This window comes from Thiobacillus denitrificans DSM 12475, from assembly GCF_000376425.1.
GTDB lineage: Bacteria > Pseudomonadota > Gammaproteobacteria > Burkholderiales > Thiobacillaceae > Thiobacillus > Thiobacillus denitrificans.
Genome location: NZ_AQWL01000003.1, coordinates 43,099 through 69,080 on the forward strand (window position 1 = coordinate 43,099; position 25,982 = coordinate 69,080).

Below are 25,982 nucleotides of genomic sequence, written 5' to 3' on the forward strand. Positions count from 1 at the left end.
CGGCTCGCCGGACCTGTCCGCCCCCCTGCCCTTACAGGCCGACGACCTGGGCGTGCAGGCCCTGTTCCTGGATGCTGTGGAGCAGACTGGACGCCCGGGTGGACTCCGAATCGTAGACCACCATGATCATGTGGGATTTATCAGGGTTGTGCCCCACCGAGATCACGCCGGCATCGCGGCGGATTCCCTCTTCGAGACGGTGCAAGGTGTCCTCGTCGAGAACTTCGTCGATGTGCACAAGCACTTCATTGAGTCTGGCGTTCATCATGACCTCCTTGACGCGCCTGGCATGACAGGTGCCAATAGTTTGTACGCGCGCCTTGCTCCTCTCATTCTAGTCAACCGCGCAGGAAGGAGGCGAGCGGCCTGCCGCATCGCGCCTGGTGCCGCGGGAATGGGTGGGCCTTTTCAATTTTGCGCCTTCGAGCAGCGCTTGCGAGCTTCAAGTAGAAAGTCGCAAAGATGGCGCAACCCCATCTTTTTACTTGTAACTTGCAACTTGTAGCTTGCGTCTATCCCGGGCGCCAGATCATAGGGTGAAGAACAGCGCCAGGCCGGCGGTTGCGATGCCCGCTCCCGCCACCCGCACCGCGCGACGGCCGGCCAGGCTGCCGGCGATCCCCACGCCGTGGAGGAAAATCGTGGCCAGCACGAAGCCCAGGGCATACAGTGCAGGCGCCGCCGCCTGTGGCATTTCCAGCCCGTGGGCGTAGCCGTGGAACAGCGCGAAAATGGCGGCGGCCGCCATGCCGGCCGGCACCGTCCACTGGCGCCGCGTGGCGATCAGCAGACCCAGTGCCAGCACCGACAGGGCGATGGCGGTTTCGGCCTGCGGCAGTTCTCCGCCCATCCAGGCCAGCGCGCCGCCCAGCCCCATCGCAGCGACGAAGGCCGCCGGCACCGCCCACCGCGCCCGCCCACCCTGCTGCACCGCCCACAGACCGACCGCAATCATGGCGAGCAGGTGATCCGGCCCCAGCAAGGGGTGGGTCAGCCCACTGGTGAATCCGGCGAGCGCCTGGCTCCCGGTATGCGCGGACGCTGTGCCCGCAAACAGGCAAAGGGCAGCCAGTACGATCGGGCGTGCAGGTTTCATCGGCTTCATTGCGTGTTCTCCATTTTCAATCGGCATTACTTGATTTTTACCTGCACCAGTTCCTCGCCATCCGGGTCGGTCACGTGCACGGCGCAGGCGATGCAGGGGTCGAAGGAATGGATGGTACGCAGAATCTCGATCGGCTGTTTCGGGTCGTGCATGACGTGGTTGTCCTGCAGCGCCGCCTCGTAGGCGCCCGGCTGGCCTTGCGCGTCGCGCGGGCCGGCGTTCCAGGTGCTTGGCACCACCGCCTGGTAGTTGCTGATCCTGGCGTCGTCGACGACGATCCAGTGCGAGAGCCCGCCGCGCGGGGCTTCCATCAGGCCGACGCCCTGCATGTGCTTCGGCCAGGTCACCGGCTCCCAGTATTGCTCGTTGAAGGTGCGCACGTCGCCGGCCTTAATGTTGGCCATCAGCCGGTCGAACCAGCCCTGCATGGCGTCGGCCAGGATCTTCGATTCCAGCGTGCGCGCAGCGGTGCGGCCGAGGGTGGAGAACAGCGCCTCGACCGGCACGTCGAGCGTCTTCAGCGTCAAGCCGACCAGCTCCTTCGCCTGGGCGTTGCCGCTGGCATACAGCATCAGCACGCGGGCGAGCGGGCCGACTTCCATGGATTTACCCTGCCAGCGCGGCGACTTCATCCAGGAATATTTCTGCTCGACATCGAGGTGTGCGTAGGGCGGCTTCGGCCCGGTGTAGCTGAGTTCCGTCTCGCCCTTGAACGGGTGCAGGCCCTGTTTGTCGCCCTGGCTGTACTTGTACCAGGAGTGGCTGACGAATTCCTGGATTTCGTTGTCCGCATCCAGATCGATCGGGTGAATTTTGCTGAGGTCGCGGTTGAGGATGACGCCGCGCGGTATGAGATAGGAATCCGGATTCCAGAAGTTTTCCGATGGCAGATCGCCGAACGACAGGAAATTGCCCAGGCCTTCGCCGCGCCCTGCCCAGTCCTTGTAGAAACCGGCAATCGCTAGCGTGTCCGGCAGATAGACTTGGTCGACGAAGTCGCGCATCTGCCGGATGACGTTCTGCACCGTTTGCAGGCCGACCATGTTGAGCGCGGTGGCGCCCTGGCCGCCGCCGTTGCCGGTGTGCACGGAAATGGCCGAGGGCACGCCGCCGACGACGAGGTTGGGGTGCGGGTTCTTGCCGCCGAAAATGGCGTGCAGCTTGACCGCGTCGCGCTGCCAGGCGAGCGCATCGAGGTAGTGCGCCACCGCCATCAGGTTGGCTTCCGGCGGCAGCTTGTAGGCGGGATGGCCCCAGTAGGCGTTGGCGAAAATGCCGAGCTGGCCCTGCTCGACGAAGGTCTTCACCTTCTTCTGCACGTCGGCGAAGTAGCCGGGCGACGACCGGGGATAGCTGGACAGGCTCTGCGCCAGCGCGGAAGTGGCCTTGGGGTCGGCCTTCAGCGCCGACACCACGTCGACCCAGTCGAGCGCGTGCAGGTGATAGAAGTGCATCACGTGGTCGTGCACGTGTTGCGCCGCGATCATCAGGTTGCGGATCAGTTCGGCATTCTGCGGAATGCTGTAGCCGGGGATGGCGCGGTGCAGCGCGTCTTCCACCGAACGCACCGAGGCGATGCCGTGCACCAGGGTGCAGACGCCGCAAATCCTTTGTGCAAACGCCCAGGCGTCGCGCGGGTCGCGCCCGCGCAGGATGATCTCGATCCCGCGCACCATGGTGCCGGCGGAATACGCATGGGTGATCCTGCCGCCGGCGTCGGTTTCGGCTTCGATGCGCAGATGGCCCTCGATGCGGGTGATGGGATCGACGACGACGCGTTGCGCGGTGCTCATGGGTCAGGCTCCTTCCGGTTTGTTCCGCTCCGGGATGTGTTCGGCGATCAATTCGGTCAGGCCGATGACCGGGATGTCCATCCGGTAATGCTCCAGGCTTTCTTCCAGCACGATGCGGCAGTTGGCGCAGGCGGTGACCACCCGGTCCGGCTTGACCGCGTCGAACTGGGTTTTCTTCTTCTTGAACGCTTCCAGCCGCAATGCCTCGCCTTCCTCGATGGCCGAGGCGCCGCCGCCGCCGCCGCAGCACCAGTTCATGTAGCCGGCATCGGGCATCTCGACGAAGTTCTGCGCCACGCTACGCATCAGCGTGCGCGGCTGCCGGATCACCCCGCCGCGGCGCACCAGCTGGCAGGGATCGTGGAAAGTCAGCTTGTCGGTCTCGAAGCCTTCGGTCCTGAGCCACCCCTGCCGCTGGAACTCGTCCAGCACCTCGACGATGTGCTGGACTTCGAAGCTGAACGGCCGCCCGATCAGATTGGCGCCCTCCCAGCGCAGCGCGGTGTAGGCATGGCCGCATTCGGGGCTGATCACGGTCTTGACCTTGAATTTTTCCGCGCCTTCGACGATGCGCGAGACGATCACTCTCGCCAGGTCCGAGTTGCCGATCTGGATGCCGGCGTTGGTCGCCTCGAACGCGGTCGAACACAGCGTCCAGGTCTTGCCGGCCTGCTGCATGATCCTCGCGACGGCGCCGAGATATTCGGGGAAGTTGATGATTTCCATCGACGACAGCACCACCATGTACTCGGCGTCTTCAACATCCAGCGGAATCGGGATGCCATAGTCCGCTTCGACGTGTTTCATCTGCGCCAGCACTGCGGGCAGCTTGACCCCCATCGGGCTGCCGATGGTGACGGTGCGGTTGACCGCACTCTTGATGCCTTCAGGCGCATGGCCGGAGGCCGCCATGCCCTCGCGGAACTTGCGCACCATGTAGACGATGTCGTTGCCGACCGGGCAGACGGCAGAACAGCGGCCGCACAGCGTGCAGCTGTTGTAGACCAGCTCCTGCCATTGATCGAGTTCATCGTCGGTGACGGCTTTGGAAAGTCCTACTATTTTCTTTAGCCGCCCCAGCAGGGTGTATTCCTGTTCGTAGATGCGGCGCAGCGGCTCCAGCTTGTGGATCGGGGTGTATTTGGGGTCGCCGGTCTCGGTGTAGAACAGGCAGGCCTCGGCGCACAGGCCGCAGTGCACGCAACTGTTGAAATAGCTGGCGATGGGCGCGTCGATGACCGCCTTGAGGACACGGATGCCCTTTTCCAGCGAGGCGCTCATACCGGCACTCCTCTGTGTCCGTTGACTTTACCGTTGTACCAGCGCGAGCCGAACAGTGTGAAGGCATGGAACAGCTTGGTGAAAGGCAGCACGATGAGCAGGATTTCCACGGAGAGGATGTGCAGCGCCAGCATCGCAGTGTAGGGCAGCAGCAGATGCTGCACCGCCATCCAGCCGGTCAGCACCGGCAGGAAGGTCGCCGCCCAGGTGAACCAGTCCTCGAAGGTGGAAAGAAAGCGCTTGGCCGGCTTGTTGATGCGGTCGGCCAGCATCACCGTCATCGCCGCCATCGTCACCACCGCCGCCAGATCGACGAACTGCGAGGGCAGCGCCGGCCATGACAGTCCGGTGAGGTTCCTGATCAGCAGGATGTGCGGTGCGAACCCGAACACGACGATGGCCAGCCCGATGTGGAAGATGTAGCCGCCGAGGTAGCTCACCGGCGAGCACTTCAGCATGCCGGGCGGCGGCAGCGAACGGCGGAACACGGTATGCAGGCCGGACGCGCCCGGCGTGCGGCGCGGCGCGGACAGATCTTTGCTGCGCCCCAGCGAGTAGATTTCGAACAGCCTCCACAGCACCCCGAGCAGGAAGATACCCACTGCGATATCGAGTCCGGGGCCGCGTACCCAGGTCAGAAATTGCAGATCGGTCATCTCATTTCTCCAGATCGGCCAGGGTGGTGGTTTCATGCGCCGATTTGGCCGCACCTTGCTTGGCGCGGTTGGCGAAACCGATTCCCACCCCCACTGCCGCACCGGCCACCGCAGCGGCACCGGCGATCCCGAGCGGGTCGGCCGGCAGCGACAGTGCCTTGTAGAATCCGCCGGCGTCCCAGAAATCGGGTTCGGAGCAGCCGAGACAGCCGTGACCGGATTCCACCGGCCACGAGGTGCCGCCGTTCCACTTCGCCGTGGCGCAGGCGTTGTGGGTCACCGGCCCCTTGCAGCCGAGTTCGAACAGGCACCAGCCATTGCGCGCGCCCTCGTCGTCGAAGGTCTTGGCGAATTTGCCCTGGTCGTAGAAAGGCCGGCGGTAGCAGCGGTCGTGGATGGTTTCGCCGAAGAAGGCCTTGGGGCGGCCCTTGGCGTCGAGCTCGGGCAGGCTGCCGAAGGTGAGGTAATGCGCCAGCACGCCGGTCATCACCACCGGGATCGGCGGGCAGCCGGGGATGTTGACGATAGGCTTGTCCTTGACGATGTCGGACACCGACACCGCGCCGGTCGGATTCGGGTTGGCCCTGGGGATGCCGCCGAAGGCGGCGCAGGAGCCCACGGCGACGACCGCGGCGGCACCCTGCGCCGCCTCCTTCAGCATCTCCACATTGGAGCGGCCGCCGATGCAGGAATAGGCGCCGTCGCGCCCCAGCGGAATCGAGCCGTCGACGATCAGCAGATATTTGCCCGCGTTGTCCTGCATCGCGTTGAGCCGGGCGGCCTCGGCCTGGTGGCCGGCGGCGGCCATCAGGGTTTCCTGATAGTCGAGCGAGATCATGTCGAAGATCATGCCTTCGATGGTCGGCGAGTGCGAACGCGTGATCGACTCGGTGCAGCCGGTGCATTCCTGGAATGGCAGCCAGATCACCGACGGCCGTCGCGCCGCCGCCATCGCCTCGGCCATGGCGCGCCCGGCCACGGGCGGCAGCGCCATCATCGAAGCCAGGGTGGCGCAATACTTGAGGAAGCTGCGGCGGCTGACGCCCTGCCGCGCGAATGCATCGACCAGCGAACCCTGCATGATGTTTGTCCCCCGATTCGGGCCATTAGATACCACAACGGCCTTGAAACGCGACAGCGTTCAACTCACCTTAGAGATCGGCGATCATTAACTCAAGATATTCCTGGCCGATGGCCACATCCTGGGGAGCGGCCTTCACCAGTTCGGGAACGAAGGCCACCTCGATGAATTGCGCGGTGACCGCACCCTGTTCGTTGTGATGCGTCACCCACCAGATGCCGGGACAGGCGGTCTCGTTCAGCGTGGATACGCCGCCGGCCTGCAGGATGACGCTGATTTCGCCGGAACCGAGCTTTTCCTGCAGCCAGTCGAGGTCGGCCGGCGTCAGCGGAAGCGCAGAAAGATCGATGGCGGAGGACTCGCCGGTTTCCAGCAGACGCCGTACCCCTGCGGCCAGTTCGCGCAGCAAGGGCGGCGCATTACCGGTCAGGGCGGATTCGCCCGGCGGCGGATTGACGACGTGGATGGGAATGGGATCAAGCGACATGCTGCCATTCCCGGATCAGCTCGCGGATGGCCGCGCACGCGGGTGGAATGGCGGCGGCGACGGCAGGCGTGGGTTGCTCGCCCCAGTCGATGACCGCGGGCTGGATCGCCAGCATTGCCCGCTTGTCCGGCCAGTGCCCCGCCAGCATCGCGATGGCGCGCAGGTCGGTCAGCCCGACTTCGTGCACCGAAACCTTGCGATTGCCCATCAGGAATGCGTCCATCTCCTCTCCTTTCAGCAATACCCAGCCACCCGGACTGGCCTTGATGTTGGCGGCATCGACGACGATCAGCGCATCGGTTTCCTCGATCGGCCCTGCCAGGGTGAACGAAAGGGTGCCGCCGTCGAGCAGGGTCACCTCCGGCAGGTGCGCCAGCTCGGGTTCGAGTGCCTGCAGTACATGCACCCCAACGCCCTCGTCGGTGAGCAGGGTATTGCCGATGCCGAGAACAAGCGTTTTCATGGAATCAATCTAACAGCAGTTTTGCCAATAACAACCGGAGATTTCGCTCAAATGCCCGATTGTTCATCATTGTTTCTTGATATTCATATCCAGGTGCAGGGTGGGCCAATCGCTCTTATACTGGCCTGAGTGTGGTTTCGGATTGTCGCCCATGTGCCTTGCCATTCCCATGCAGATCGAATCGATCGAAGGCTTTACCGCCCGCTGCCAGGCCAAGGGCGTGTGGCGTGACGTCAGCCTGTTCATGATGCAGGATGAACCGCCCGCAATCGGCGACTTCGTCATGGTGCACGTCGGTTACGCGATCCAGAAAATCACCGAAGCCGACGCGCGCACCACCTGGGAACTGCTCGACCAGATCCTGGAGGAAAGCCGTGCATGAACTGGCGGTCGCGCAGGCGCTGGTCGAACAGGTAGAAGCCGTGATCCATCAAAATCACGCCCAGCGCGCAACCCTGATCCGCGTACGCATCGGCCCGCTCGCCGGCGTGGTGCCCGACCTGCTGGCCACTGCGTTTCCACTTGCCGCCGCCGGTAGCCGCATGGAACATGCCAAACTCGAATTCGCCCACGCGCCGATCCGGGTGTGCTGCCAGACCTGCGGCCTGGATACCGAAGCCGCGATGAACCGCCTGCTCTGCGGCGCCTGCGGCGACTGGCACACCCGGATCATTTCCGGCGATGAATTGCTGCTGGAAAGCGTCGAACTCGAAACCGCTCCATCCCTGACCCCGTAAAAAATCATGTGTGATACCTGCGGCTGCAATCTCACCCCCGGCAACAAGCACCTCGCCTTCAAACCCGTCGCCAAGGGCGCGACTGCAGTCTCCGTGCTGAAGGGCCTGCTGGCGAAGAACGACGACCAGGCCGCGCACAACCGCGAACACTTCGACCGCCGCGGCATCCTCGCGATCAACCTGATGTCGTCGCCCGGCTCCGGCAAGACCGCGCTGCTGGAAGCCACGCTCGTCGCACTGAAGGACGAATTCACCTGCGCCGTGATCGAGGGCGATCTGGAAACCGAAAACGACGCCCTTCGCATCCGCGCCGTCGGGGTTACGGCACACCAGATCGTCACCGGCACCGCCTGCCACCTCGACGCCCATCTGGTGCACGATGCGCTGCATCAGATGAATCTCGACGGCGTCGAGCTCCTGTTCATCGAGAACGTCGGCAACCTGGTCTGCCCGGCGAGCTTCGACCTCGGCCAGCACCTCAACGTCACCCTGCTCTCGGTCACCGAGGGCGACGACAAGCCGGCCAAATATCCGGTGATGTTCCGCGCGGCGGATGCCATGCTCTTGACCAAAACCGATCTGCTGGCGGTGCTTGACGACTTCGACCCCGACAAGGCCGAGACGCACCTGCGTAATCTCGCCAACCCGGCACCGGTACTGCGGCTCTCCGCCCGCAAGAACCTGGGCATGAATGCCTGGCTTGCCTGGCTGCGCGAGCAGCTCGCCGCACAGCGCGCCCGGGTGGCCATCGGCCAGTCGCGCCGCCCCGCCATCCAGAGCGACGGCGAGAAACTCCACAGCGCTAGCGCATGATGAGTGACGCCACCGCATGAAACACGACGCCCGCGCCTGGCTGGAGAAAATCCACGCCCTCGACTTCGACCGCACGGTCAAGATCATGAACGTGTGCGGCGGCCATGAACGCTCGATCACCCACGCCGGCCTGCGCGGCGTCTTGCCGAAATGGGTGGAACTGGTGCCCGGCCCCGGCTGTCCGGTGTGCGTGTGCCCGGAGGAGGATGTCTATCAGGCGATGCAGCTGGCGCTGCAGGACAAATGCATCCTGGTCGCCTACGGCGACATGTTGCGGGTGCCGGTGAACGTGAAGAAGGGCGAGATACGCACCCTGGCCGAGGCGCAGGCCGCCGGCGCCGACGTGCGGCCGATCGCCAGCCCGCTCGATGCGCGCAGGATCGCGCTGGATAATCCCGATCGCCCGGTGGTGTTCTTCGCCGCCGGCTTCGAGACCACCACCGCGCCGACCGCGGCAATGTTGGCCGAGGGCATTCCGGACAATCTGTCCATCCTGCTATCCGGGCGACTAACCTGGCCGGCGGTGGCGATGCTGCTCGGTAGTTTTGAACCCAGCCCGGGCAGCCCCGGTTTCGATGCCCTTGTTGCACCGGGACATGTGTCCACCGTGATGGGCCCGGAGGAATGGAACTTCGTCGTCGACCGCCACGAGATTCCCGCCGCGGTTGCCGGCTTCGCGCCGGAGTCGCTGCTGGCGTCGTTCTATTCGGTGCTGCGCCAACTGAAAAGCGGCGAGCGCTTTCTCGACAACTGCTACCGCGAAGTCGCGCATCCCGGCGGCAATGCCACTGCGCGCCGCATGCTTGCCGCCACGATGGACGTCGTCGATGCCAACTGGCGCGGCATCGGCATCATCCCCGACTCCGGCTATGCGTTGAAGCCTGCCTATGCGCAACACGACGCCCGCCTGCTGTTCCCCGACCACACCGACCCCGATCGCCGGCGCGCCGGTGAAATGCCCCCCGGTTGCGACTGCGCCAAGGTGGTGCTGGGCAAGATCTATCCCAACCAGTGCCGTATCTATGGCAAGGCCTGCACCCCGCGCAATCCAGTCGGCCCCTGCATGGTGTCGGACGAAGGCGCCTGCCGCATCTGGTGGGCGGGCGGCGTGCGCGTCACTGCCGATGCCTGAACGCGTCGCGCAGTTCATCACCATCGGCGGCCGGGTTCAGGGCGTGGGTTTCCGGCCCTTCGTCTATCGCCTGGCGCATGAACACGGCATCACCGGCTGGGTGCGCAACGCCGACGGCGCGGTGGAAATCCATGCCGAGGGCGAACCCGCGCAGTTGCAGTGTTTCAGCGCAGCGCTTGTCAGCGAAGCCCCCCCCTTGTCCGCCCCCGACCCACTTACTATCGCCGCCTGCGCATCGGGACACGCTGCGGCGTTTGCCATCCTCGACAGCGCGGCATCGAATCGGGCCGACATCCATTTACCGCCGGACGGTTTTGTCTGCGCCGACTGCCTGGCCGAACTGCACGACCCGGCCAACCGCCGCCATCGCTATCCCTTCATCAACTGCACCCAGTGCGGGCCGCGTTATACCCTGATCACCGCCCTGCCCTATGACCGCCCCAACACGGCCATGCGTGGTTTCGCGCTGTGCCCGGACTGTCGACGCGAATACGAAAACCCGCTCGACCGCCGCTTTCACGCCGAGCCGATCGCCTGCCCGGTGTGCGGGCCGCATCTGCAGTTTGTCGCTGGCGAAGAAACCCTCGACGGCGACGAAGCGGCGCTGGCGACCGCTGTCGCCGCCCTGCGCGCGGGAAAGATCGTTGCGGTGAAAGGCGTCGGCGGCTACCACCTGCTGTGCGACGCCAGCAACGACGCAGCCGTCGCCACGCTGCGCGCCCGCAAGCCGCGCCCGGCCAAGCCGCTGGCGGTGATGGTGCGCGACCTCGCCGCCTTGCGCGCGGAGGTACACAGCACACCGAAACTGGAAGCTTTCCTGGGCACGCCCGAACGCCCCATCGTGCTGCTGCGAAAGCGTGCCGATTCCAGTTTGTCCGAACACATCGCCCCCGGCCTCGCGGAAATCGGCTGCCTCTTGCCCTACTCGCCGTTGCACGATCTGCTGCTGCACGATTTCGGCGGGCCGCTGGTGGCGACCTCGGGCAACCTCTCCGGCGAGCCGGTGCTGACCGAAAACCGCGAGGCGCAAACCCGGCTCGCCCATCTTGCCGACGCCTTCCTGCACCACGACCGTCCCATCGTGCGCCCAGCCGACGATCCGGTGTATCGCGTCATCGCCGGTCAACCGCGGCCGCTGCGCCTGGGGCGTGGCACGGCGCCGCTGGAACTGGAACTCCCCGTAGCGCTGCCCGAACCGGTGCTGGCGCTCGGCAGCCACATGAAGAACACGCTCTGCCTTGCCTGGGGCACGCGCGCCGTCGTCTCGCCGCATATCGGCGAACTCGATACCCCGCGCAGCCTCGACACCCTGGCGCAGGTGGCGGATGACCTGCAGCGCTTGTATCGGGTGCAGGCCACACAACTGATCGTCGACCGTCATCCCGGTTATGGCTATCGCCGCTTTGTGCGCGACAGCGGGTTGCCGCTGGCTGAAATCTGGCACCACCACGCCCACGCCTCGGCGCTGGCCTGGGAGTTTCCCGACGTCGATGAATGGATCGTGTTCGCCTGGGACGGCGTCGGCCTCGGCGAAGACCAGACCCTGTGGGGCGGCGAGGCCTTCACCGGCACGCCGGGGCGCTGGCAGCGCACCGCCTCGTTCCGCCCCTTCCGCCTTCCCGGCGGCGACAAGGCCGGGCGCGAGCCATGGCGCGCTGCTGCTGCGCTGCTATGGGAAACGGGCCAGGTTGCGCCGTTCGCACCTGAAGCGCTGTATCAAGCGTGGACAGCGCGGCTGAACAGCCCGGCCAGTTCGTCGGTCGGGCGGATGTTCGATGCCTCGGCGGCCCTGAGCGGCGTGTGCAGCCACGCCAGCTTCGAAGGCGAAGGCCCGATGCAGTTGGAAGCCATTGCCGATATTGCCGCGGGCGACGCCGTTGCATTGCCGCTCGAACGCGACCCGGACGGAATCTGGCGCAGTGACTGGGCGCCGCTGCTGCCGATGCTCACCGACATCACCCGCCCGCCGGCCGTGCGCGCGGCCAGCTTCCATCTCAGTCTGGCGCAGGCGCTGGTCGAACAGGCCCGACAGCTGCGCGCGCAAACCGGCGTCGAGTCGGTCGGCCTTGCCGGCGGCGTGTTCCAGAATCGCCTGCTCGCCGAGGCCGCCATCGACCGCCTGCAGGCCACAGGCTTTGCCGTGCACCTGCCGCAACGTGTGCCGGTCAACGACGCCGGGCTAAGCTTCGGCCAGGTCATCGAATTCCTCTACGCATAAAAAACCATGGACGACACCCGCATCCTCCTCGCGCACGGCAACGGCGGCCGCCTGATGCGCGAGCTCATCGCCGACATCTTCGCCCGGCATCTCGCCAATCCGTTGCTCGATACCGATGCCGACGCGGTGACACTGCCGCCGCTCGACGGCGAGGTCATGCTGACCACCGACGGCTTTACCGTGCAGCCGCTGGAATTCCCCGGCGGCAACCTCGGCTCGCTGGCGGTGCACGGCGTGGTCAACGATCTCGCGGTGGCCGGCGCCGATCCGCGCTATCTCACCCTGTCGGCGCTGATCGAGGAAGGGCTGGAAGTCGACGTACTGGATCGGCTGATTGCCAGCTTCGCGGCAGCGGCACGGGAAAGCGGCGTGGCAGTGGTGGCGGGCGACACCAAGGTGGTGCGCCGCGGCGAAGGCGGCGGCCTGTATCTGTCGGTCGCCGGCATTGGCGTCAGGCGCGCCCGGGCGCCGCTCGACATCACGCGCATCGCGCCGGGCGACGCGGTGCTGGTATCGGGTCCGGTGGGCGACCACGGCATCGCGGTGATGCTGGCGCGCGAACAGTTCGGCCTGTCGGGCGAGCTGCGCTCCGACTCGGCCTCGGTGCTACCGCTGACGCAGGCGGTGCGCGACCTGCCGGGGCTGCGCTTCATGCGCGATCCCACGCGCGGCGGCCTGGCCACTGTGGCTCACGAGATCGCGCGTGCCTGCGGCCACAGCGTGATACTCGAACAGCGCGCGGTGCCGCTGCGCCCGCAAGTGGTGTCAGTGTGCGAGATGCTGGGCTACGATCCGTATTACCTCGCCTGCGAGGGACGCATCGTCGCGGTGGCCGATACGGTAGCGACGGATAAAATCCTCGCGCGCTGGCAGGCGCTGCCCGAAGGGGCCGGGGCCCGCATCATCGGCCGCATCGAAACCGGCGACAGCAGGGTCATCCTGGACACCGACCTGGGCGGCCGCCGCATCCTCGACGAACTGGAAGACGACCCGCTGCCACGGATCTGCTGAATCGATCGGGGGAAATGCCGCCGCTTTCGCGCAGCGCCGTCCGCTCCGGCCCCATGATGGCGGCCGCGGTCAGCGGTCCGGATTGCCCCCGGCTGCCGCCGGCAATCAGTCGGTCAGGGTTTGACCTGCCGCCGGCAGCGGTCGGCCCAGACGGCGGCTTCCACCCGTGAGCGCAAATTGAGCTTTTTAAGCAGATGCTTGATGTGCACTTTCACGGTGCCCTCGGCAATTCCCATGTCCTTGGCAATCAGCTTGTTGCTCTTGCCGTCGACCAGGTGTTCGAGAATGCGGTTTTCCTGCTCGGTCAGCCCGGCTTCGGCCAGACTGGCGGGACGGCTCTTTTCGCGCAGTGAAGCCACCAGCAGCTGGGTGAGGCGTGCGCTGATGGTGATCTTGCCGCGTGCGGCTTCGCCCAGTTGCTGCATCAGATCTTCCGGTTCCATATCCTTCAGCAGATAGCCGTCCGCGCCGGCCTGCAGCGCGGCGATCAGGTCTTCCGCCTGATCCGAAACGGTCAGCATGATGACGCGCGAATCGAGCCCGTCGTCCTTGATCGCTTTCAGCACTTCGACGCCGTTCATGCCCTTCATGTTGAGATCCAGCAGGATCATGTCGGGTTGCAGGGCCCGGGCGAGCGCAACGCCCTCTGTTCCGCTGGGAGCTTCGCCCACGAAACGGAATTCGGGCACCGCCTGAATCAACTGAATCACGCCCTTGCGAAACAGCGGGTGGTCGTCGACGACCAGGATGGTCTGGGGGGCGGCAGAATTCATGAATACCTAGGCCTGGGCAGGGTGGATCGGTAGCGGGATTTTACGCCGGTTGCCCGGCATGAAATGCAGGCTGACGCGGGTGCCGAACACAGGCAGTTTCTCGACCGTCAGCTGGCCTCCCAGATTTTTTGCCCGCTCTTCCATGATCGTCATGCCGTAATGATGCGCTCCCGCTGCCTGACGGACGCCAATGCCATCGTCGGTAATGGTGGCCAGAACCGATCCATCGGCAGCGCACGCCACCTTGACGTGCGCCTGCCGGGCCTGGGCATGGTTGAGCACGTTGGACAGGGCTTCGCGCACAATTTGCAGGGCATGAATTTCTTCGTTCGGAGTGAGCATGCAGTTTGCCAGATGGACTTCCAGCGTGATCGGAATGTCGCCGCGGCTGGAGAATTCGGCCACCGTGGTCTGCAGGGCGGCGGCCAATCCCGCGCCATCGATACGCAAACGGAAGGTCGTGAGCAGCTCGCGCAGTTGGCGATAGGCACTGTTCAAACCTTCGCGCAGTTCTTCAAGCACATCCCTGGCTTCGTCGCCGCGTTGCGGATTGTCCACCAGCGGCTTCAGGCGGCTGACCTGGATTTTCATATAAGCCAGCGATTGCGCAAGCGAATCGTGCAGTTCGCGGGCCAGTGCGGCGCGTTCTTCCAGCAGTGACAGCCGGCGGCTCTGTTCGATGCGCCGCGCGGTGCCGATGGCAATGCCGATATGACGCGACAGCGCCTCCAGCAACTGGATCTGCCATTGCGCCAGTTCCTTGCCCGGTGGCATTTCCAGTTGCAGCACGCCATAGCGATGCTCGGTNTCCATGAGCGGCAAAGACAACACGCGCCGGCCATCGTGCAACGGATGCACGGCCAGCGCTTGATGTTTCAGGCATTCGGCGCAGCTTATCAGGCCACACTGGCCGGCATCGCTGCCATTCGGCTGCAGGGTGCTGGCGATCACCCGTGCACGCGCATCGCCGGCTTCCACCAGGCAGGCCAGCCCTTGCCCCACGCCAAGAACGTTTTCCAGATCCTTGAGCAGGATGACATAGGTGTCCGGCGCCACCGGACCGTTATAGAGCCGTGCGATGGAGTGATAGAGCAGTTCCAGCGAGCGGTTGGCGATAGTGAGCTCGGCGGTTTTTTCCTCCACCCGTACTTCCAGGTTCTGATACAGCCTGGAAAGATCTTCAGCCATGTGGTTGAACGCCCGTCCCAGCCGTCCCAGTTCATCGTTGCCGGTATGCTCGGTGCGCGCCGCCAGGTTGCCGCGCCCGACGTTGGCGGCGAAGGCGAGCAGATCGCGCAACGGCAGGATCAAGTCGTTGTGTGCCAGATACATGGTGAGCGCGCCGACCAGCAGGGTCATCAGCAAGGCGGCGCCGAGCACCATGCGCAACACCAGGATCTTGGCCTCGGTATCGCGTTCGATCTGTTTGACCAGATCGTGGATCTGGTCGACAAACAGTGTGATCTCCCCGATCAACGGCACCTCGTCTGCAGGCGCGGCCTTATCCGCCACCGCCAGGATGCGCGGTTTGATTCGGCCGTACCATGCATCCCGCACGGTCACGTAGCTGTCGGACAAGGCCGTCTTGCTCTGCTTCATCATCATGTCAGTGATGCGCGCATCCTGGAGGGTGGCCTCGAAGGTATCGACCGCCTTGTGCAGCGGGGCTGCAGCATCGGTGCCCCCCGGTAGCCGCGCCGATAAGGCAAGACTGGTCATCTTGTAGGCTTGCATGCGCAGGCTGCCCGCCAGGTTGATCGCTTCGCCGCTGCCTTGTGCCGATTCGGCGATGATGCCCGAACTCGCCATGCCGAGAATGGCAAAGCAGGCGATCAGCGCCAGTGCGCCGCCTAACTTGAGCAGCAGCGAATGCTGCAGAAATCCGCGTTTTTCTTTCATGTCCGTCTTTCGCCAGGATGAATATCCGGGAATATTGGAATATTAAGGAGTACCTCTAAAGTGCATGGCCCGGAATCTCCGTCGGAAAGAAATGGCTATTCACCGTTAAAACAAGACCTTAAAACCGTACTCCCAGTGTCGTTCCGGGACAACACCTGCTTGATCGCGGAGGGCCTGTAGGCGGCCATTTGTCGGGATCAATGGATTTGCTTATCTTTTTTTGCTAGAGTTCGACTGCGGCGTATTGTCGCAGTGGCGGGCGCTCGACAGCTACGCCTTTTCGAACGATTCGGGTTTTTTTCTTTCCGCGAATCGATAGTCAGCGGTTAATTTTGACACATGGAGCCGGGCAATCATGACACAGGACGACGACATCAAAACACTCGACACCCAGCCTGACCTGGGCCGCCGGAAATTCCTGGGTACCACCGCACTGGTTGGCCTTTCCGGCGCCGGGCTTTCGCTGGGGCTGTCAGCCTGCAACAAGGAATCGGTTCCCGCAGCCGCGGCCCCGGGTGCCTCGGCCGAGAAGTCCGAGCATGGCAAGTACGAGGTACCGCCGGGCCAGCTCGATGAGTATTATTCATTTTCCAGTGGCGGCCATTCGGGCGAAGTACGCATCTACGGGCTGCCGTCCGGCCGCGAACTGAAGCGCATCCCGGTCTTCAACATGGACTGCCTGGTGGGTTGGGGGGTGACCAACGAATCCAAGGCCATTCTCGGCACCAAGCCCAACGGTACGCCGAAATACACCACCGGCGACACCCATCACGTACACCAGACCTACGCTGACGGCACCTACGACGGCAAGTACATGTTCGTGAACGACAAGATCCATGGCCGCCTGGCGCGTGTCCGCATGGACACCATGGAATGCGACAAGATTACCGAGTTGCCCAATATCCAGGGCTTTCACGGCACCTTCACCGACAAGCGCGATCCGGTCGACTCAAAAATCAATCACACCACCCGGGTATTCTGCGGCGCAGAATTCGCCATTCCGCTACCCAATGACGGGCGTGATCTGGATGACGCCAGCAAATACAAGTCGTTGTTCACCTGTGTCGATTCCGAGAGCATGGAAGTGCGCTGGCAGATGCTGATCGACGGCAACTGCGATCTGGTGGCGACCTCCTACGATGGCAAGCTGGCGGCAACCAACCAGTACAACACCGAGAATGGCGTCCATTACGAAGACATGATGGCTGCGGAAATGGATGCCTGCCTGTTCTTCCACGTCGCCCGCATCGAAGAAGCGGTGAAGGCCGGCAAAGTGACCTACATCGGCGGCTCCAAGGTTCCTGTGGTGGACGGCACGAAAGCCGCCAACCAGGATCCGAAAACCGCCCTGACCTGCTACGTGCCGATTTCGAAGAACCCGCATGGCGTGAACATCAGCCCGGACGGCAAGTATTACGCCTGCTCGGGCAAGCTTTCGCCGACGGCTTCGGTGATCGAGCACGAACTCGTGCTGAAATGGTTCGATGGCAACCTCGCCAAGCCGCGCGACGCCGTTGTGGCCGAAGCCGAAATCGGCCTCGGTCCGCTGCACACCGGCTTCGACAACAAGGGCAATGCCTACACCACGCTGTTCCTCGACAGCCAGATCGTGAAATGGAACGTGGAAGCGGCGATCAAGTCGTTCAAGGGCGACAAGAACGCCAAGGTGGTGCTGGACCGCATCGATGTGCATTACCAGCCCGGGCACGGTTTCACCTCGATGGGCGAAACGAAGGAGTCGGATGGCCGTTACTTCATTTCGGACAACAAGTTTTCCAAGGACCGTTTCCTGCCCGTGGGCCCGCTCCATGCGGAGACCGCTCAATTGATCGACATCAGCGGCGACAAGATGAAACTGGTGGCCGACCATTCGGTGTACTCGGAACCGCACGATTCGATCATCGTCCGTCGCGACATCATCAAGACGCGCCAGATCTACAATCTGGACGACTACCCTCACGCAGTGAAGGATGCGAAGGAATCGGGTGTCTTCCGCAACGGCAAAAAGGTAACGGTCAAACTCACCAGCCAGGCTCCGGCCTTCAGTCTGCGTGAATTCAAGGTCAAGAAGGGCGATGAGGTCACCATCATCCTGACCAACCTGGACAAGGTGGAAGACCTGACGCATGCGATGGCGATTCCGAAATACGACATCAACTTCATCGTCAATCCGCAGCAGACCCAGTCGGTCACATTCGTTGCCGATAAACCCGGGGTCTATTGGTGTTACTGCACCAATTTCTGCCATGCCCTGCACCTGGAAATGCGTACCCGCATGATTGTCGAGGCTTGAACGGCAGCCCCGTTCCCCGAATAAGGGGAATGGGGTATCGTTGCCGTGCGTCCACGGTAAACTGGGCGAATAAAATCTGCACCCGAACGGGCGCCGCAGCTTTGGTTACGCTTGTTCGGGTCGATGTTCAGAGGCTTGCTGGTCTTCCCATGATTTATCCTGCCGGTTTTTTTGCCCGCTTTCTTGCAGCGCTTTACCTGTTCTGTACCTGGGGGCTGGCCGTCGGCGGAAGCTATGAAGCGCCGCTGCCGGCGCAGTTGTCCACCGACCCCGACCTTTGCGCCTACGTCCCCTGCAAGGATGTACTGCCTGGCGCCGACAGCTTTTCCCACCGCATGGGCAAGCCTGCCTATGTCGAGGCCTACCAGAGCAGGAAAGGCGGCCATGACGAGAAAGACGGCCACGGCGAGAAAGAACGCCATGGCAGGAAAGACGATCGGAAACTGATCGGCTACGTCTTTCTGTCCACCGACATCGTCGACATTCCCGCCTACTCGGGCAAGCCGGTGGTGACCCTGATCGGCATGGACACCAAGGGAATCATCACCGGGGTCCGGGTGCTGAGGCATTCCGAGCCGATCCTGCTGCTGGGTATCCCTGAGCTGGAGCTCACCAAATTTGTCAATCAGTACCTGGGCAAATTTGTCGGCTCCAAAATCGAAGTGGGTGCGGGCAGGCCGGACCAGGGCATCATCGGCCTGGACGCCATCACCGGGGCTACCGTGACCGTGATCGCGGAAAACCAGGTCGTCCTGCGCAGCGGCCTGGCGGTTGCAAAACAGGTGGGCATCATCGAACCCACCATTCGCCCCCAGGCGAAGTTCAGCCAGATCGAGGGCAAGCTGGACTGGAACGCGCTGCTCAAGAACGGCAGCGTCCAGCGACTCAAGGTCGATACCGTGGAGGTAGGGATGCCACGTTCGGCTCAGCCCTACATCGACATTCATTTTGGCTACCTCAATGCCCCTGCGGTGGGACGCAGCATACTGGGCGACGCCGTCTATCAAGGCCTGATGTCCCGCCTCAAGCCCGGCGAACATGCCATCTTCCTCATCGCCAGCGGCCTGGAGTCGTTCAAGGGCTCGGGCTTTGTGCGCGGCGGAATTTATGACCGGGTGCAGGTATCGCAGGATATGGATACCTTCACCTTCCGCGATCTGGATTATTTCAATCTGTATGGAATCGAGGCGGCCGGAGCGCCAGCCTACCGGGAATCGGCCATCTTCATCATCCGTTCGCAGACATTCAGTGCGGCCTACCCCTGGAATCTGGTGTTCCTGGCCAACAAGATGGACCCGCAAACGGGTAACCGGACCTTCGTCAACTTCGATCGCGAGTACTGGCTGCCCAGCCGCTATCTGGAGGGGGGGCGACCGGAAATCGTCAAGCCGGAAGCGACCTGGGTGACGGTGTGGAAAACGCGCAAGGTCGAGGTCGTGCTGTTCCTGCTCTGGCTCACCGCTGCGGGAACGGTGTATGCGTTGCGTGACAAGCTGGTCCGGCGTTCAACGCTGAAAGACAAGCGCTGGAAGGATATCCCCAAATACCTGCTATGGATTTCGTCGATCGGCTTCGTCGGTTTTTACCTGCTGGCCGTGCCATCCATTACCCAGGTGCTGACCTGGTTTCACTCCATCCTGTTCGAGTGGCGCTGGGAACTGTTCCTGTCCGATCCATTCATCTTCCTGTTCTGGATTTTCATCATCGTCAGCGTGTTCTTCTGGGGACGCGGGATGTTCTGCGGCTGGATGTGTCCCTACGGCTCGCTCGCGGAACTGGTCTACCATGTGTCCGGCAAACTTGGACTCAAGCGCTACCAGCGCCATCTGCTGCCACAAAACTGGCATGACCGCCTGAAATGGATCAAATACGGCGTTTTTGCGATTTTGCTTGGCGTGTCCTTCTATTCCATCGGGCTGGCTGAAAAGCTCGCCGAAATCGAGCCATTCAAAACCACCTTCCTGGTGGGCGTGTGGAACCGCTCCTGGCCCTTCGTGACCTTCTGGACGGTACTGATCGTGGCTTCCGCCTTTTTCGAGCGCCCGTTCTGCAAGTACCTGTGCCCGCTCGGTGCCGCCCTGGCCGTCCCCTCCACGTTCCGCTGGTGGGGCCTCAAGCGCAAGAAGGAGTGCGGCCCCTGCGCAGCGTGCGCCGTCGGCTGCGGCTCGCAGGCCATCGACGAAAGCGGTCGCATCGACCAGCGCGAATGCCTGCTGTGCCTGGACTGCCAGGTGTTGTATTACGACCCCCATGCCTGCCCACCGCTGGCCCAGGAGCGCAAGCGCCGCACCAAGGCTGGCGAACCGTTGACCGTGATCGGGGCGGACGGCTACTACATCCCCATCGTGCCGGCCGCCGCGGCGCCCTCCCCTGCCGCCACAGCGCGGCAGAGCCTGCCCGTCTTCATCGGCCAGGAATTCTTCGATCACCTGTTCCCCTGGAGCCGCAAGGTATTCCAGCAACCGATTCTGCTGCAGGCGATCACGTTCGCCCTGACCGTGATGGTGACCTGGGTCTGGGTGCTCGGCGCCGCCGGCCAGATCGGCCCCGGCATCGTGCTGGGCTGGTGGCTGGCCTGGAGCGTGTATGAAATGGTGGTGCGCATGCGCTGCAAGCCTTATGTCAAGGACGGCCCGTGGTGGGGACGTAACCTGCGCCCGGCTTCGTGGGCCGACATGGCCTCCTACGTGGCGTTCAAGAACCTGCTGATCGCCGCTGCACTGTTCCTGATCATGAAAGGCACCGGGGTGCTGGACTACCTGCAAGGACTACCTGCGTTGCAATGGCTGTACTAGCTCGGGTCGGCGCGCTTTTCTGCCTGCTCGCCATTGCCGGCAGCGGGCTTGCAGGCGAGATCGTGGTGGGAAAGGGGCAATCCATCTCCGCTGCCATAACGCGTGCCGCGCCCGGTGACGTGATCCGGGTGGAGCGTGGCCACTACCAGGAGCGGCTGCTGATCGACAAGCCCCTGACCCTGAAGGGAATCAATCGGCCCACGCTGAGCGGCGGCTTCAAGGGCGACACCATCCGCATCATTGCCGAGGATGTCGTCATCGACGGGCTGATCGTAAGAGATTCGGGCGACAGCCTGCTCGATCAGAATGCCGGAATCTACATCCAGCCCGGTGCGCACCGGGCGGCCGTGCTCAACTGCGACCTCAGCTACAACCTGTTCGGCCTGTGGATCGAGAAATCGAACGGCGTGCGCATCGAAAACAACCTCATTACCGGCAAGCGCGATTACCGTTCCTCCCAGCGTGGCAACGGCATCCAGCTCTACAACACAGATGGCGCGCGCATCATCGGCAACCGCATCAGCTTCGTGCGCGATGCGATCTATGTCGACGTCTCGCACCATGCGATCTTCCGCGGCAATCGCCTGCACCACAGCCGCTACGGCACGCATTACATGAATTCCTACTACAACCTGTGGGAAAACAACGATAGCTGGCTGAACCGGGGGGGGCTGGCGCTGATGGAAGTGCGCAACCAGGTGGTGCGCAATAATCGCGCGTGGGCCAACTCCGACCACGGCATCATGCTGCGGACGATCCAGGACGCGCTGGTGGAGAACAACGTGGTGGCCGGCAATGCCCGCGGATTCTTCATCTACGACGCCGAGTACAATACCCTGCGCGGCAATCTGGTGGTCGACAATATCGTCGGCATGCATGTGTGGGCCGGTTCCATCAACAACCAGATCGAACGCAACGATTTCATCTCCAACCGCGAGCAGGTTCGCTATGTGGCTTCGGGTGACGTGACGTGGGGCGCCAAGGAAGGCAATCACTGGAGCAATTATCTTGGCTGGGATCGCAACGGCGACGGCATAGGCGACGTCCCCTACGAAGCCAACGACGTGGTCGACCGGCTGTCCTGGCGTCATCCGATGATGAAATTGCTGCTCGCAAGCCCGGCCGTGCAGACCCTGCGGATCGTGGGGCAGCAATTTCCGCTGCTGCGCGCGCCCAGCATCGTGGACCCGAAACCGCGCATGCATCCCGACCATAAAGACTGGAGAAACTGGCTTGGCAAGTATTTCACCGGCGCCCGCTGACGTGCGCCCCGCTGCGAAAGCCGAAACCGTCGTCGTCACGCGTGCCGTCACCAAACATTATGGCGCCGTGCATGCGGTCGACGGCGTCGATCTCGAAATCGTCCGTGGCGAGCTGTTCGGACTGATCGGCCACAACGGCGCCGGCAAGAGCACCTTGTTCAAGATGATGCTGGGCCTGATCCCGCTCACGTCGGGCGAAATTCTCATCGACAATGCGTCGGTGTCGGGCAGCGGGTTTCGCGCGGTTCGGCGCAAGATCGGCTACCTGCCCGAAAACGTCGTGCTCTATGAAAACCTGACCGGGCTGGAGACCCTGCAGTTTTTTTCACGGCTTAAAGGCGCCCCCTTGCAGGACTGCGCCCCGGCCCTGGAGCGCGTCGGACTTGCCCATGCCGCCAGACGGCGCGTGCGCGAATACTCCAAGGGCATGCGTCAGCGTCTCGGCTTTGCCCAGGCCCTGCTCGGCCGGCCGCAAATCCTGTTTCTCGACGAGCCGACCACCGGCCTGGACCCGGAAGCGATCCGTGGGTTCTACGCGATCCTGCGCAGGCTCAGGGCGGAAGGGGTGACGGTGGTGCTGACCTCGCACATCCTGGCCGAGATCCAGGAACGGGTCGATCGCCTCGCGATCATGGCCGCAGGCAAAGTCCAGGCCATCGGCAGCGTACAGGCATTGCGCGAGCAGATGGATCTGCCGCTGTGGTTCGACATCCGGATTGCATCCACACATCTTGACGCAGTACGCTCCGCGCTCGGCCATCTGCCGGTCAGCGCCATCGAAGCCCGCGACGACCACGTTGCGGTGCAGTGCCGGCGCGAAGCCAAGATGGCGGTGCTCGAAGCCCTTGCCGCGCTCGGCGGCAAGGTGCTCGACCTGCACGTGCGCGAGCCCTCGCTCGAAGACGTGTTCTTCGGTTTTTCCGATTAGAGGGGCAGCAGTGGAATTCAGACAAATCGGCATCATCGCCGGCAAGGAGTTCTGGGACCGCATCCGCAACCGCTGGGTGCTCGCGGTGGCGCTGGTGTTCACCGTGTTCGCGCTGGCCATCGCCTACTTCGGCGGTGCGCAGCAGGGCGCGGTGGGATTTCGCTCGATCGAATTCACCATCGCCAGCCTGGTCAGCCTGGTGATCTACCTGATTCCGCTGATCGCGCTGATCCTCGGCTTCGATGCCATCGTCGGTGAACGCGAACGCGGCTCGCTCGATCTGTTGCTGTCGATGCCGATCACCCGCTTCGAGCTGCTGCTCGGCAAATACCTCGGCCTGGCCGCGGCACTGGCGTTCTCCACCGTGGCGGGCTTCGGCCTGGTCGCCGTTGTGCTGTCCACGCAACTCAACCTCGCCGCCCTGCTCCACTACTTCGGCTTCATGCTCAGTTCGGTCCTGCTCGGCATGGCCTTTCTCAGCCTCGCGGTGATGGTGTCGGTGTTTGCCACGGATCGCACCCGCGCATCGGGCATGGCCATCGCGTTGTGGTTCTTCTTCGTGCTGGTGTTCGATCTGCTGCTGCTCGGCGCACTGGTCGTCAGCGGCGGTCACTACGGTGGCGAGATTTTCCCCTACCTGCTGCTGGCGAACCCGGCCGACGTGTTCCGCATACTGAATATCTTTACCCTGGACGACGTCCGCACCCTGTACGGACTGGCAACCGTTTTCCCCCGCGCCCTGGCCGATCCCTGGCTGCTGGGTCTGGTGATGTTCGCCTGGATTGCGGCACCCTTGGGCATTGCAACCTGGAGATTCCGCAAATGAAGCTGGTACGACCCACATTCATCCTTGCCGCGCTGGCCGTCGTTGCGCTCACCGCCTGCGGCCAGTCGGAGACTGCGAGCGCGGTTGTCCCGCTGGAGATCGGCCAGGGCACGTCCTGTGCGCTCGACGGCATGCTGCTCGCCGATTACCCCGGCCCCAAGGCGCAGATCCATTATGCCGGCCAGGCAGAACCGGATTTCTTCTGCGACACGGTGGAAATGTTTCACCTCTATCTCAAGCCCGAACAGGTCCGCGCGGTACGCGGTCTGTTCGTGCAGGACATGGGCAAGGCCGACTGGGAGCAGCCTCGCGATCACTGGATCGATGCGAAGAGCGCTTTCTACGTTCACGGCAGCAAGCGGCACGGCTCCATGGGGCCGACCATCGCCAGTTTCGCGCTGGAACAGGATGCGGTCAAATTTGCCGCCGAGTATGGCGGCAAGGTCTACCGTTTCGCCGACGTCACGCCCGACATGGTAGTGCTGGACGGCGGCGCGCTCCACGACAGCAACATGTAGATATCATGCCCAGTTTCTTTGAAAACCTTGATGACGACACGGCAGCGGAACTCGAACGGCTGGCGCAATTGATCTATGAGCTGCGCCAGAACCACAATGCCATTCTCCGATCCCATGGCGCAGCGGACGCGGCGGCACTGCTGCAGCAAATCCTGGACGGCGCGGTGGCCGAGCATCCCGCCTACGAACACTATCTGGCCGCCCGGATTCTTGACGATACCCGCGATCTGGCCCGCGCAATGGTCGGCGAACGGCTGAAGGAGGCCACTCTGAAATGAGTCTGCACCTTGAACTCGGTTCGGCGATCGAGGCCGCCTTCGGCGACGACCTCGATTCGCCGGTCGAACAGAAACAGGATGCAATGATCGTCCGTCTTAAGAATGGCGTGACGCTGGACGTGCGCTATGCCGCCGCCGATGCCTATTCGCTGCGCTGGGTCTACGGCGATGCCGAGTCCGGCATCGATACCGCACCCCTGCACCGCGGGCTTGCGACTTTCCCCCATCACTTTCACGATGCAGCCGGCCGCATCGTTGCGGACCCGATCACACGCCCCGATGCCTCCCCGGAAGACAATCTGCACAGGCTGATCCATGCCCTGATCGCCGACCCGATGCTCGGCGCCCGGGACATCGCCTGATGCGCCCGCCGGCGCGGCTGCTGTCCCTGGGGGCAGCAGCGTTCGCCGTTGCCGTCACGATCGCACTGCTGCCTCCCGGCAGCCGGACGATCCGCAAGCCCGAGCCGCCCGCGAACGATTTTTGCGTCGTGGCCCCGGCAACGCCCTACGATCCGGCTTCCGGTCTGGCGATGTACGAGCCGCGTCCGATCCCCGCCGATGCACGCTGCCCGGTATGCGGCATGTACCCCGCCCGCTACCCGCGCTGGGCGGCGCAGATCCTGTTCAGGGATGGCGCCGCCCAGTATTTCGATTCGCCGGTCAATCTGTTCGTCTTCATGCACAGAGTCGATCGATACAACCGCAGCTACACCCTGAACGATGTGGCCGCCAGCTTCGTAACCGACTTCGAAACCGGACAGTGGATAGAACTCCGGAAAGCCTTCTTCGTCCGCGGCTCCGCCGCCCTGGGGCCGATGCGTGACGCCGGTCTGCCGGCTTTTGCCAGCCGCGCAGCGGCAGACGGCTTTATCCGCAGCCGCGGCGGCCAGGTGCTGACATTCACGCAAGTCACGCCCGAACTGATCCGCTCCATGGGCGGCAACGCGCCCCATCGCCACTGAAACCGGGCTGCCGGATGCGTAGATGAAAAAAGCGGGGGGAGATCTGCATCTCCCCCCGCTTTTGGTTTTCAGCGCCGGATCGTTCGTGTCTGTCTCTTACTTCGATTGGGCGACCATGAAGTCCACCGCTGCCTTGACATCGTCGTCCGACAGGGTGGTGGAGCCGCCGCGCGCAGGCATCATGCCTTTTGCACCCGTGAATCCTTCAAGCGCATGCTTGTGGAGGGTATCCAGGCCCTGCGCGATACGCGGTCCCCAGTCGGCTTTGTCGCCGGGCTTCGGCGCGCCGGCAACCCCGGCCGCGTGGCACATCGCGCAGACGTTGCCGTAAACCTTCTTGCCCAGGTCGCTGCCTTCCGCCACATGCGTCTCCTCCGCCTCCGCTGCCGGAGCGGGCGCCGCTGCCTCCGGTGCTGCGGGGGCGGGCGCTGCGGCTTCCGGCGCAGCGGGGGCAGAGGCTTCCGGCGCGGCACTTTCCTGCTTCCCGCAAGCACTCAACAAAGCCGCCAGTGACACGGCCAGTACGAGTGAGGTCATCTTCATTTATATCTCCTGTTGAGTCGGGGCCCGTTGGAAAGCCCGGAATGGATAATGGATAGGGCCGATGCCATGGACTACCATCATACAACGACGGGCAGTCCCGGGTTTGATCGGGTATGGCAGCATCGA

At 63.5% G+C, this 25,982-nt stretch carries 26 protein-coding genes; 15 read left to right on the forward strand and 11 right to left on the reverse strand.

Going from position 1 to position 25,982, the window contains the following annotated elements:
* Nucleotides 1-31: 31 nt before the first annotated feature.
* The 8 genes from B059_RS0104800 to B059_RS0104835 form a co-directional block, all read right to left on the reverse strand.
* Entirely contained in the window at nt 32-268 is a 237-nt protein-coding gene (locus B059_RS0104800) for a hypothetical protein (RefSeq protein WP_245538732.1), read from the reverse strand.
* 261 nt (nt 269-529) lie between these two features.
* Entirely contained in the window at nt 530-1,105 is a 576-nt protein-coding gene (locus tag B059_RS0104805; protein ID WP_018077110.1) for a HupE/UreJ family protein, read from the reverse strand.
* A gap of 26 nt (nt 1,106-1,131) precedes the next feature.
* Nucleotides 1,132-2,898, reverse strand: a complete 1,767-nt coding sequence (locus B059_RS0104810) for a nickel-dependent hydrogenase large subunit (protein WP_018077111.1) — start codon at nt 2,896-2,898, stop codon at nt 1,132-1,134.
* A 3-nt stretch (nt 2,899-2,901) separates the two neighbouring features.
* The gene (locus B059_RS0104815; RefSeq protein WP_018077112.1) at nt 2,902-4,179 is read right to left on the reverse strand and encodes a (Fe-S)-binding protein; all 1,278 of its coding nucleotides are present in this window, start codon (nt 4,177-4,179) and stop codon (nt 2,902-2,904) included.
* Nucleotides 4,176-4,835, reverse strand: a complete 660-nt coding sequence (locus B059_RS0104820; protein ID WP_018077113.1) for a hypothetical protein — start codon at nt 4,833-4,835, stop codon at nt 4,176-4,178. Before B059_RS0104820 ends, B059_RS0104815 begins: the two co-directional genes overlap by 4 nt.
* A gap of 1 nt (nt 4,836) precedes the next feature.
* Nucleotides 4,837-5,916: a hydrogenase small subunit gene (locus tag B059_RS0104825; RefSeq protein WP_018077114.1), complete on the reverse strand. Its 1,080-nt coding sequence runs from the start codon at nt 5,914-5,916 to the stop codon at nt 4,837-4,839.
* Between the two features lie 70 nt (nt 5,917-5,986).
* Nucleotides 5,987-6,403: a hydrogenase expression/formation C-terminal domain-containing protein gene (locus B059_RS0104830; protein ID WP_018077115.1), complete on the reverse strand. Its 417-nt coding sequence runs from the start codon at nt 6,401-6,403 to the stop codon at nt 5,987-5,989.
* The gene (locus tag B059_RS0104835) at nt 6,393-6,866 is read right to left on the reverse strand and encodes a HyaD/HybD family hydrogenase maturation endopeptidase (protein ID WP_018077116.1); all 474 of its coding nucleotides are present in this window, start codon (nt 6,864-6,866) and stop codon (nt 6,393-6,395) included. Before B059_RS0104835 ends, B059_RS0104830 begins: the two co-directional genes overlap by 11 nt.
* Nucleotides 6,867-7,017: 151 nt before the next feature.
* On the opposite strand from B059_RS0104835, the gene B059_RS0104840 reads away from it, so the two are divergent.
* Genes B059_RS0104840 through hypE form a run of 6 tightly spaced genes read left to right on the forward strand, consistent with a single transcriptional unit; the run spans nt 7,018 to nt 12,777 of the window.
* Complete coding sequence (locus tag B059_RS0104840; protein WP_018077117.1) at nt 7,018-7,248, forward strand: HypC/HybG/HupF family hydrogenase formation chaperone; 231 nt, start codon at nt 7,018-7,020, stop codon at nt 7,246-7,248.
* On the forward strand, nt 7,241-7,603 hold the full coding sequence (locus tag B059_RS0104845; RefSeq protein ID WP_018077118.1) for a hydrogenase maturation nickel metallochaperone HypA/HybF: 363 nt from the start codon (nt 7,241-7,243) through the stop codon (nt 7,601-7,603). Before B059_RS0104840 ends, B059_RS0104845 begins: the two co-directional genes overlap by 8 nt.
* Before the next feature lie 6 nt (nt 7,604-7,609).
* Nucleotides 7,610-8,416, forward strand: a complete 807-nt coding sequence (hypB, locus tag B059_RS0104850; RefSeq protein ID WP_018077119.1) for a hydrogenase nickel incorporation protein HypB — start codon at nt 7,610-7,612, stop codon at nt 8,414-8,416.
* Nucleotides 8,417-8,432: 16 nt separating this feature from the next.
* On the forward strand, nt 8,433-9,548 hold the full coding sequence (gene hypD / locus B059_RS0104855) for a hydrogenase formation protein HypD (protein ID WP_018077120.1): 1,116 nt from the start codon (nt 8,433-8,435) through the stop codon (nt 9,546-9,548).
* The gene (hypF, locus tag B059_RS0104860) at nt 9,541-11,766 is read left to right on the forward strand and encodes a carbamoyltransferase HypF (RefSeq protein ID WP_018077121.1); all 2,226 of its coding nucleotides are present in this window, start codon (nt 9,541-9,543) and stop codon (nt 11,764-11,766) included. Before hypD ends, hypF begins: the two co-directional genes overlap by 8 nt.
* A gap of 6 nt (nt 11,767-11,772) precedes the next feature.
* Nucleotides 11,773-12,777, forward strand: coding sequence for a hydrogenase expression/formation protein HypE (gene hypE, locus B059_RS0104865; protein ID WP_018077122.1), 1,005 nt, complete (start codon nt 11,773-11,775; stop codon nt 12,775-12,777).
* A gap of 113 nt (nt 12,778-12,890) precedes the next feature.
* Here the strand turns inward: hypE and narL are convergent, their stop codons facing one another.
* A complete protein-coding gene (gene narL, locus B059_RS0104870; protein ID WP_018077123.1) occupies nt 12,891-13,550 on the reverse strand; it encodes a two-component system response regulator NarL in 660 nt (219 codons plus the stop codon).
* Between the two features lie 6 nt (nt 13,551-13,556).
* On the reverse strand, nt 13,557-15,449 hold the full coding sequence (locus tag B059_RS0104875; protein ID WP_018077124.1) for a histidine kinase: 1,893 nt from the start codon (nt 15,447-15,449) through the stop codon (nt 13,557-13,559).
* 355 nt (nt 15,450-15,804) lie between these two features.
* Between B059_RS0104875 and nosZ the strand changes: the two genes are divergently transcribed.
* The 9 genes from nosZ to B059_RS18670 all read left to right on the forward strand — a co-directional run bounded on the left by nosZ (nt 15,805) and on the right by B059_RS18670 (nt 25,313).
* The gene (gene nosZ / locus B059_RS0104880; RefSeq protein ID WP_018077125.1) at nt 15,805-17,742 is read left to right on the forward strand and encodes a TAT-dependent nitrous-oxide reductase; all 1,938 of its coding nucleotides are present in this window, start codon (nt 15,805-15,807) and stop codon (nt 17,740-17,742) included.
* Nucleotides 17,743-17,891: 149 nt separating this feature from the next.
* Nucleotides 17,892-20,537 carry a 4Fe-4S binding protein gene (locus B059_RS0104885; protein ID WP_018077126.1) on the forward strand — a complete coding sequence of 882 codons (2,646 nt, stop codon included), beginning with the start codon at nt 17,892-17,894 and terminating at the stop codon, nt 20,535-20,537.
* Nucleotides 20,525-21,799 carry a nitrous oxide reductase family maturation protein NosD gene (locus B059_RS0104890; RefSeq protein WP_018077127.1) on the forward strand — a complete coding sequence of 425 codons (1,275 nt, stop codon included), beginning with the start codon at nt 20,525-20,527 and terminating at the stop codon, nt 21,797-21,799. Before B059_RS0104885 ends, B059_RS0104890 begins: the two co-directional genes overlap by 13 nt.
* Complete coding sequence (locus B059_RS0104895) at nt 21,771-22,727, forward strand: ABC transporter ATP-binding protein (protein WP_038058200.1); 957 nt, start codon at nt 21,771-21,773, stop codon at nt 22,725-22,727. The genes B059_RS0104890 and B059_RS0104895 overlap by 29 nt, the downstream gene beginning before the upstream one ends.
* A gap of 10 nt (nt 22,728-22,737) precedes the next feature.
* Nucleotides 22,738-23,553, forward strand: coding sequence for an ABC transporter permease (locus tag B059_RS0104900; RefSeq protein ID WP_018077129.1), 816 nt, complete (start codon nt 22,738-22,740; stop codon nt 23,551-23,553).
* Complete coding sequence (locus B059_RS0104905; RefSeq protein WP_018077130.1) at nt 23,550-24,071, forward strand: nitrous oxide reductase accessory protein NosL; 522 nt, start codon at nt 23,550-23,552, stop codon at nt 24,069-24,071. Before B059_RS0104900 ends, B059_RS0104905 begins: the two co-directional genes overlap by 4 nt.
* Before the next feature lie 5 nt (nt 24,072-24,076).
* On the forward strand, nt 24,077-24,349 hold the full coding sequence (locus B059_RS0104910; protein ID WP_018077131.1) for a hypothetical protein: 273 nt from the start codon (nt 24,077-24,079) through the stop codon (nt 24,347-24,349).
* Nucleotides 24,346-24,711 (forward strand): toxin-antitoxin system TumE family protein, encoded by a 366-nt coding sequence (locus B059_RS0104915; RefSeq protein ID WP_018077132.1) that lies wholly within the window; start codon nt 24,346-24,348, stop codon nt 24,709-24,711. The genes B059_RS0104910 and B059_RS0104915 overlap by 4 nt, the downstream gene beginning before the upstream one ends.
* Complete coding sequence (locus B059_RS18670) at nt 24,711-25,313, forward strand: nitrous oxide reductase accessory protein NosL (RefSeq protein ID WP_018077133.1); 603 nt, start codon at nt 24,711-24,713, stop codon at nt 25,311-25,313. The genes B059_RS0104915 and B059_RS18670 overlap by 1 nt, the downstream gene beginning before the upstream one ends.
* 96 nt (nt 25,314-25,409) lie before the next feature.
* On the opposite strand, the gene B059_RS0104925 is transcribed toward B059_RS18670, so the two are convergent.
* Nucleotides 25,410-25,856 (reverse strand): c-type cytochrome, encoded by a 447-nt coding sequence (locus B059_RS0104925; protein WP_018077134.1) that lies wholly within the window; start codon nt 25,854-25,856, stop codon nt 25,410-25,412.
* Nucleotides 25,857-25,982 lie beyond the last annotated feature (126 nt).

Coding starts and splice junctions, on each gene's coding strand:
- B059_RS0104800 (WP_245538732.1), bottom strand. CDS start 268: ATGATGAACGCCAGACTCAATGAAGTGCTTGTGCACATCGACGAAGTT.
- B059_RS0104805 (WP_018077110.1), bottom strand. CDS start 1,105: ATGAAGCCGATGAAACCTGCACGCCCGATCGTACTGGCTGCCCTTTGC.
- B059_RS0104810 (WP_018077111.1), bottom strand. CDS start 2,898: ATGAGCACCGCGCAACGCGTCGTCGTCGATCCCATCACCCGCATCGAG.
- B059_RS0104815 (WP_018077112.1), bottom strand. CDS start 4,179: ATGAGCGCCTCGCTGGAAAAGGGCATCCGTGTCCTCAAGGCGGTCATC.
- B059_RS0104820 (WP_018077113.1), bottom strand. CDS start 4,835: ATGACCGATCTGCAATTTCTGACCTGGGTACGCGGCCCCGGACTCGAT.
- B059_RS0104825 (WP_018077114.1), bottom strand. CDS start 5,916: ATGCAGGGTTCGCTGGTCGATGCATTCGCGCGGCAGGGCGTCAGCCGC.
- B059_RS0104830 (WP_018077115.1), bottom strand. CDS start 6,403: ATGTCGCTTGATCCCATTCCCATCCACGTCGTCAATCCGCCGCCGGGC.
- B059_RS0104835 (WP_018077116.1), bottom strand. CDS start 6,866: ATGAAAACGCTTGTTCTCGGCATCGGCAATACCCTGCTCACCGACGAG.
- B059_RS0104840 (WP_018077117.1), top strand. CDS start 7,018: ATGTGCCTTGCCATTCCCATGCAGATCGAATCGATCGAAGGCTTTACC.
- hypB (WP_018077119.1), top strand. CDS start 7,610: ATGTGTGATACCTGCGGCTGCAATCTCACCCCCGGCAACAAGCACCTC.
- hypD (WP_018077120.1), top strand. CDS start 8,433: ATGAAACACGACGCCCGCGCCTGGCTGGAGAAAATCCACGCCCTCGAC.
- hypF (WP_018077121.1), top strand. CDS start 9,541: ATGCCTGAACGCGTCGCGCAGTTCATCACCATCGGCGGCCGGGTTCAG.
- hypE (WP_018077122.1), top strand. CDS start 11,773: ATGGACGACACCCGCATCCTCCTCGCGCACGGCAACGGCGGCCGCCTG.
- narL (WP_018077123.1), bottom strand. CDS start 13,550: ATGAATTCTGCCGCCCCCCAGACCATCCTGGTCGTCGACGACCACCCG.
- nosZ (WP_018077125.1), top strand. CDS start 15,805: ATGACACAGGACGACGACATCAAAACACTCGACACCCAGCCTGACCTG.
- B059_RS0104885 (WP_018077126.1), top strand. CDS start 17,892: ATGATTTATCCTGCCGGTTTTTTTGCCCGCTTTCTTGCAGCGCTTTAC.
- B059_RS0104890 (WP_018077127.1), top strand. CDS start 20,525: ATGGCTGTACTAGCTCGGGTCGGCGCGCTTTTCTGCCTGCTCGCCATT.
- B059_RS0104905 (WP_018077130.1), top strand. CDS start 23,550: ATGAAGCTGGTACGACCCACATTCATCCTTGCCGCGCTGGCCGTCGTT.
- B059_RS0104910 (WP_018077131.1), top strand. CDS start 24,077: ATGCCCAGTTTCTTTGAAAACCTTGATGACGACACGGCAGCGGAACTC.
- B059_RS0104915 (WP_018077132.1), top strand. CDS start 24,346: ATGAGTCTGCACCTTGAACTCGGTTCGGCGATCGAGGCCGCCTTCGGC.
- B059_RS18670 (WP_018077133.1), top strand. CDS start 24,711: ATGCGCCCGCCGGCGCGGCTGCTGTCCCTGGGGGCAGCAGCGTTCGCC.
- B059_RS0104925 (WP_018077134.1), bottom strand. CDS start 25,856: ATGAAGATGACCTCACTCGTACTGGCCGTGTCACTGGCGGCTTTGTTG.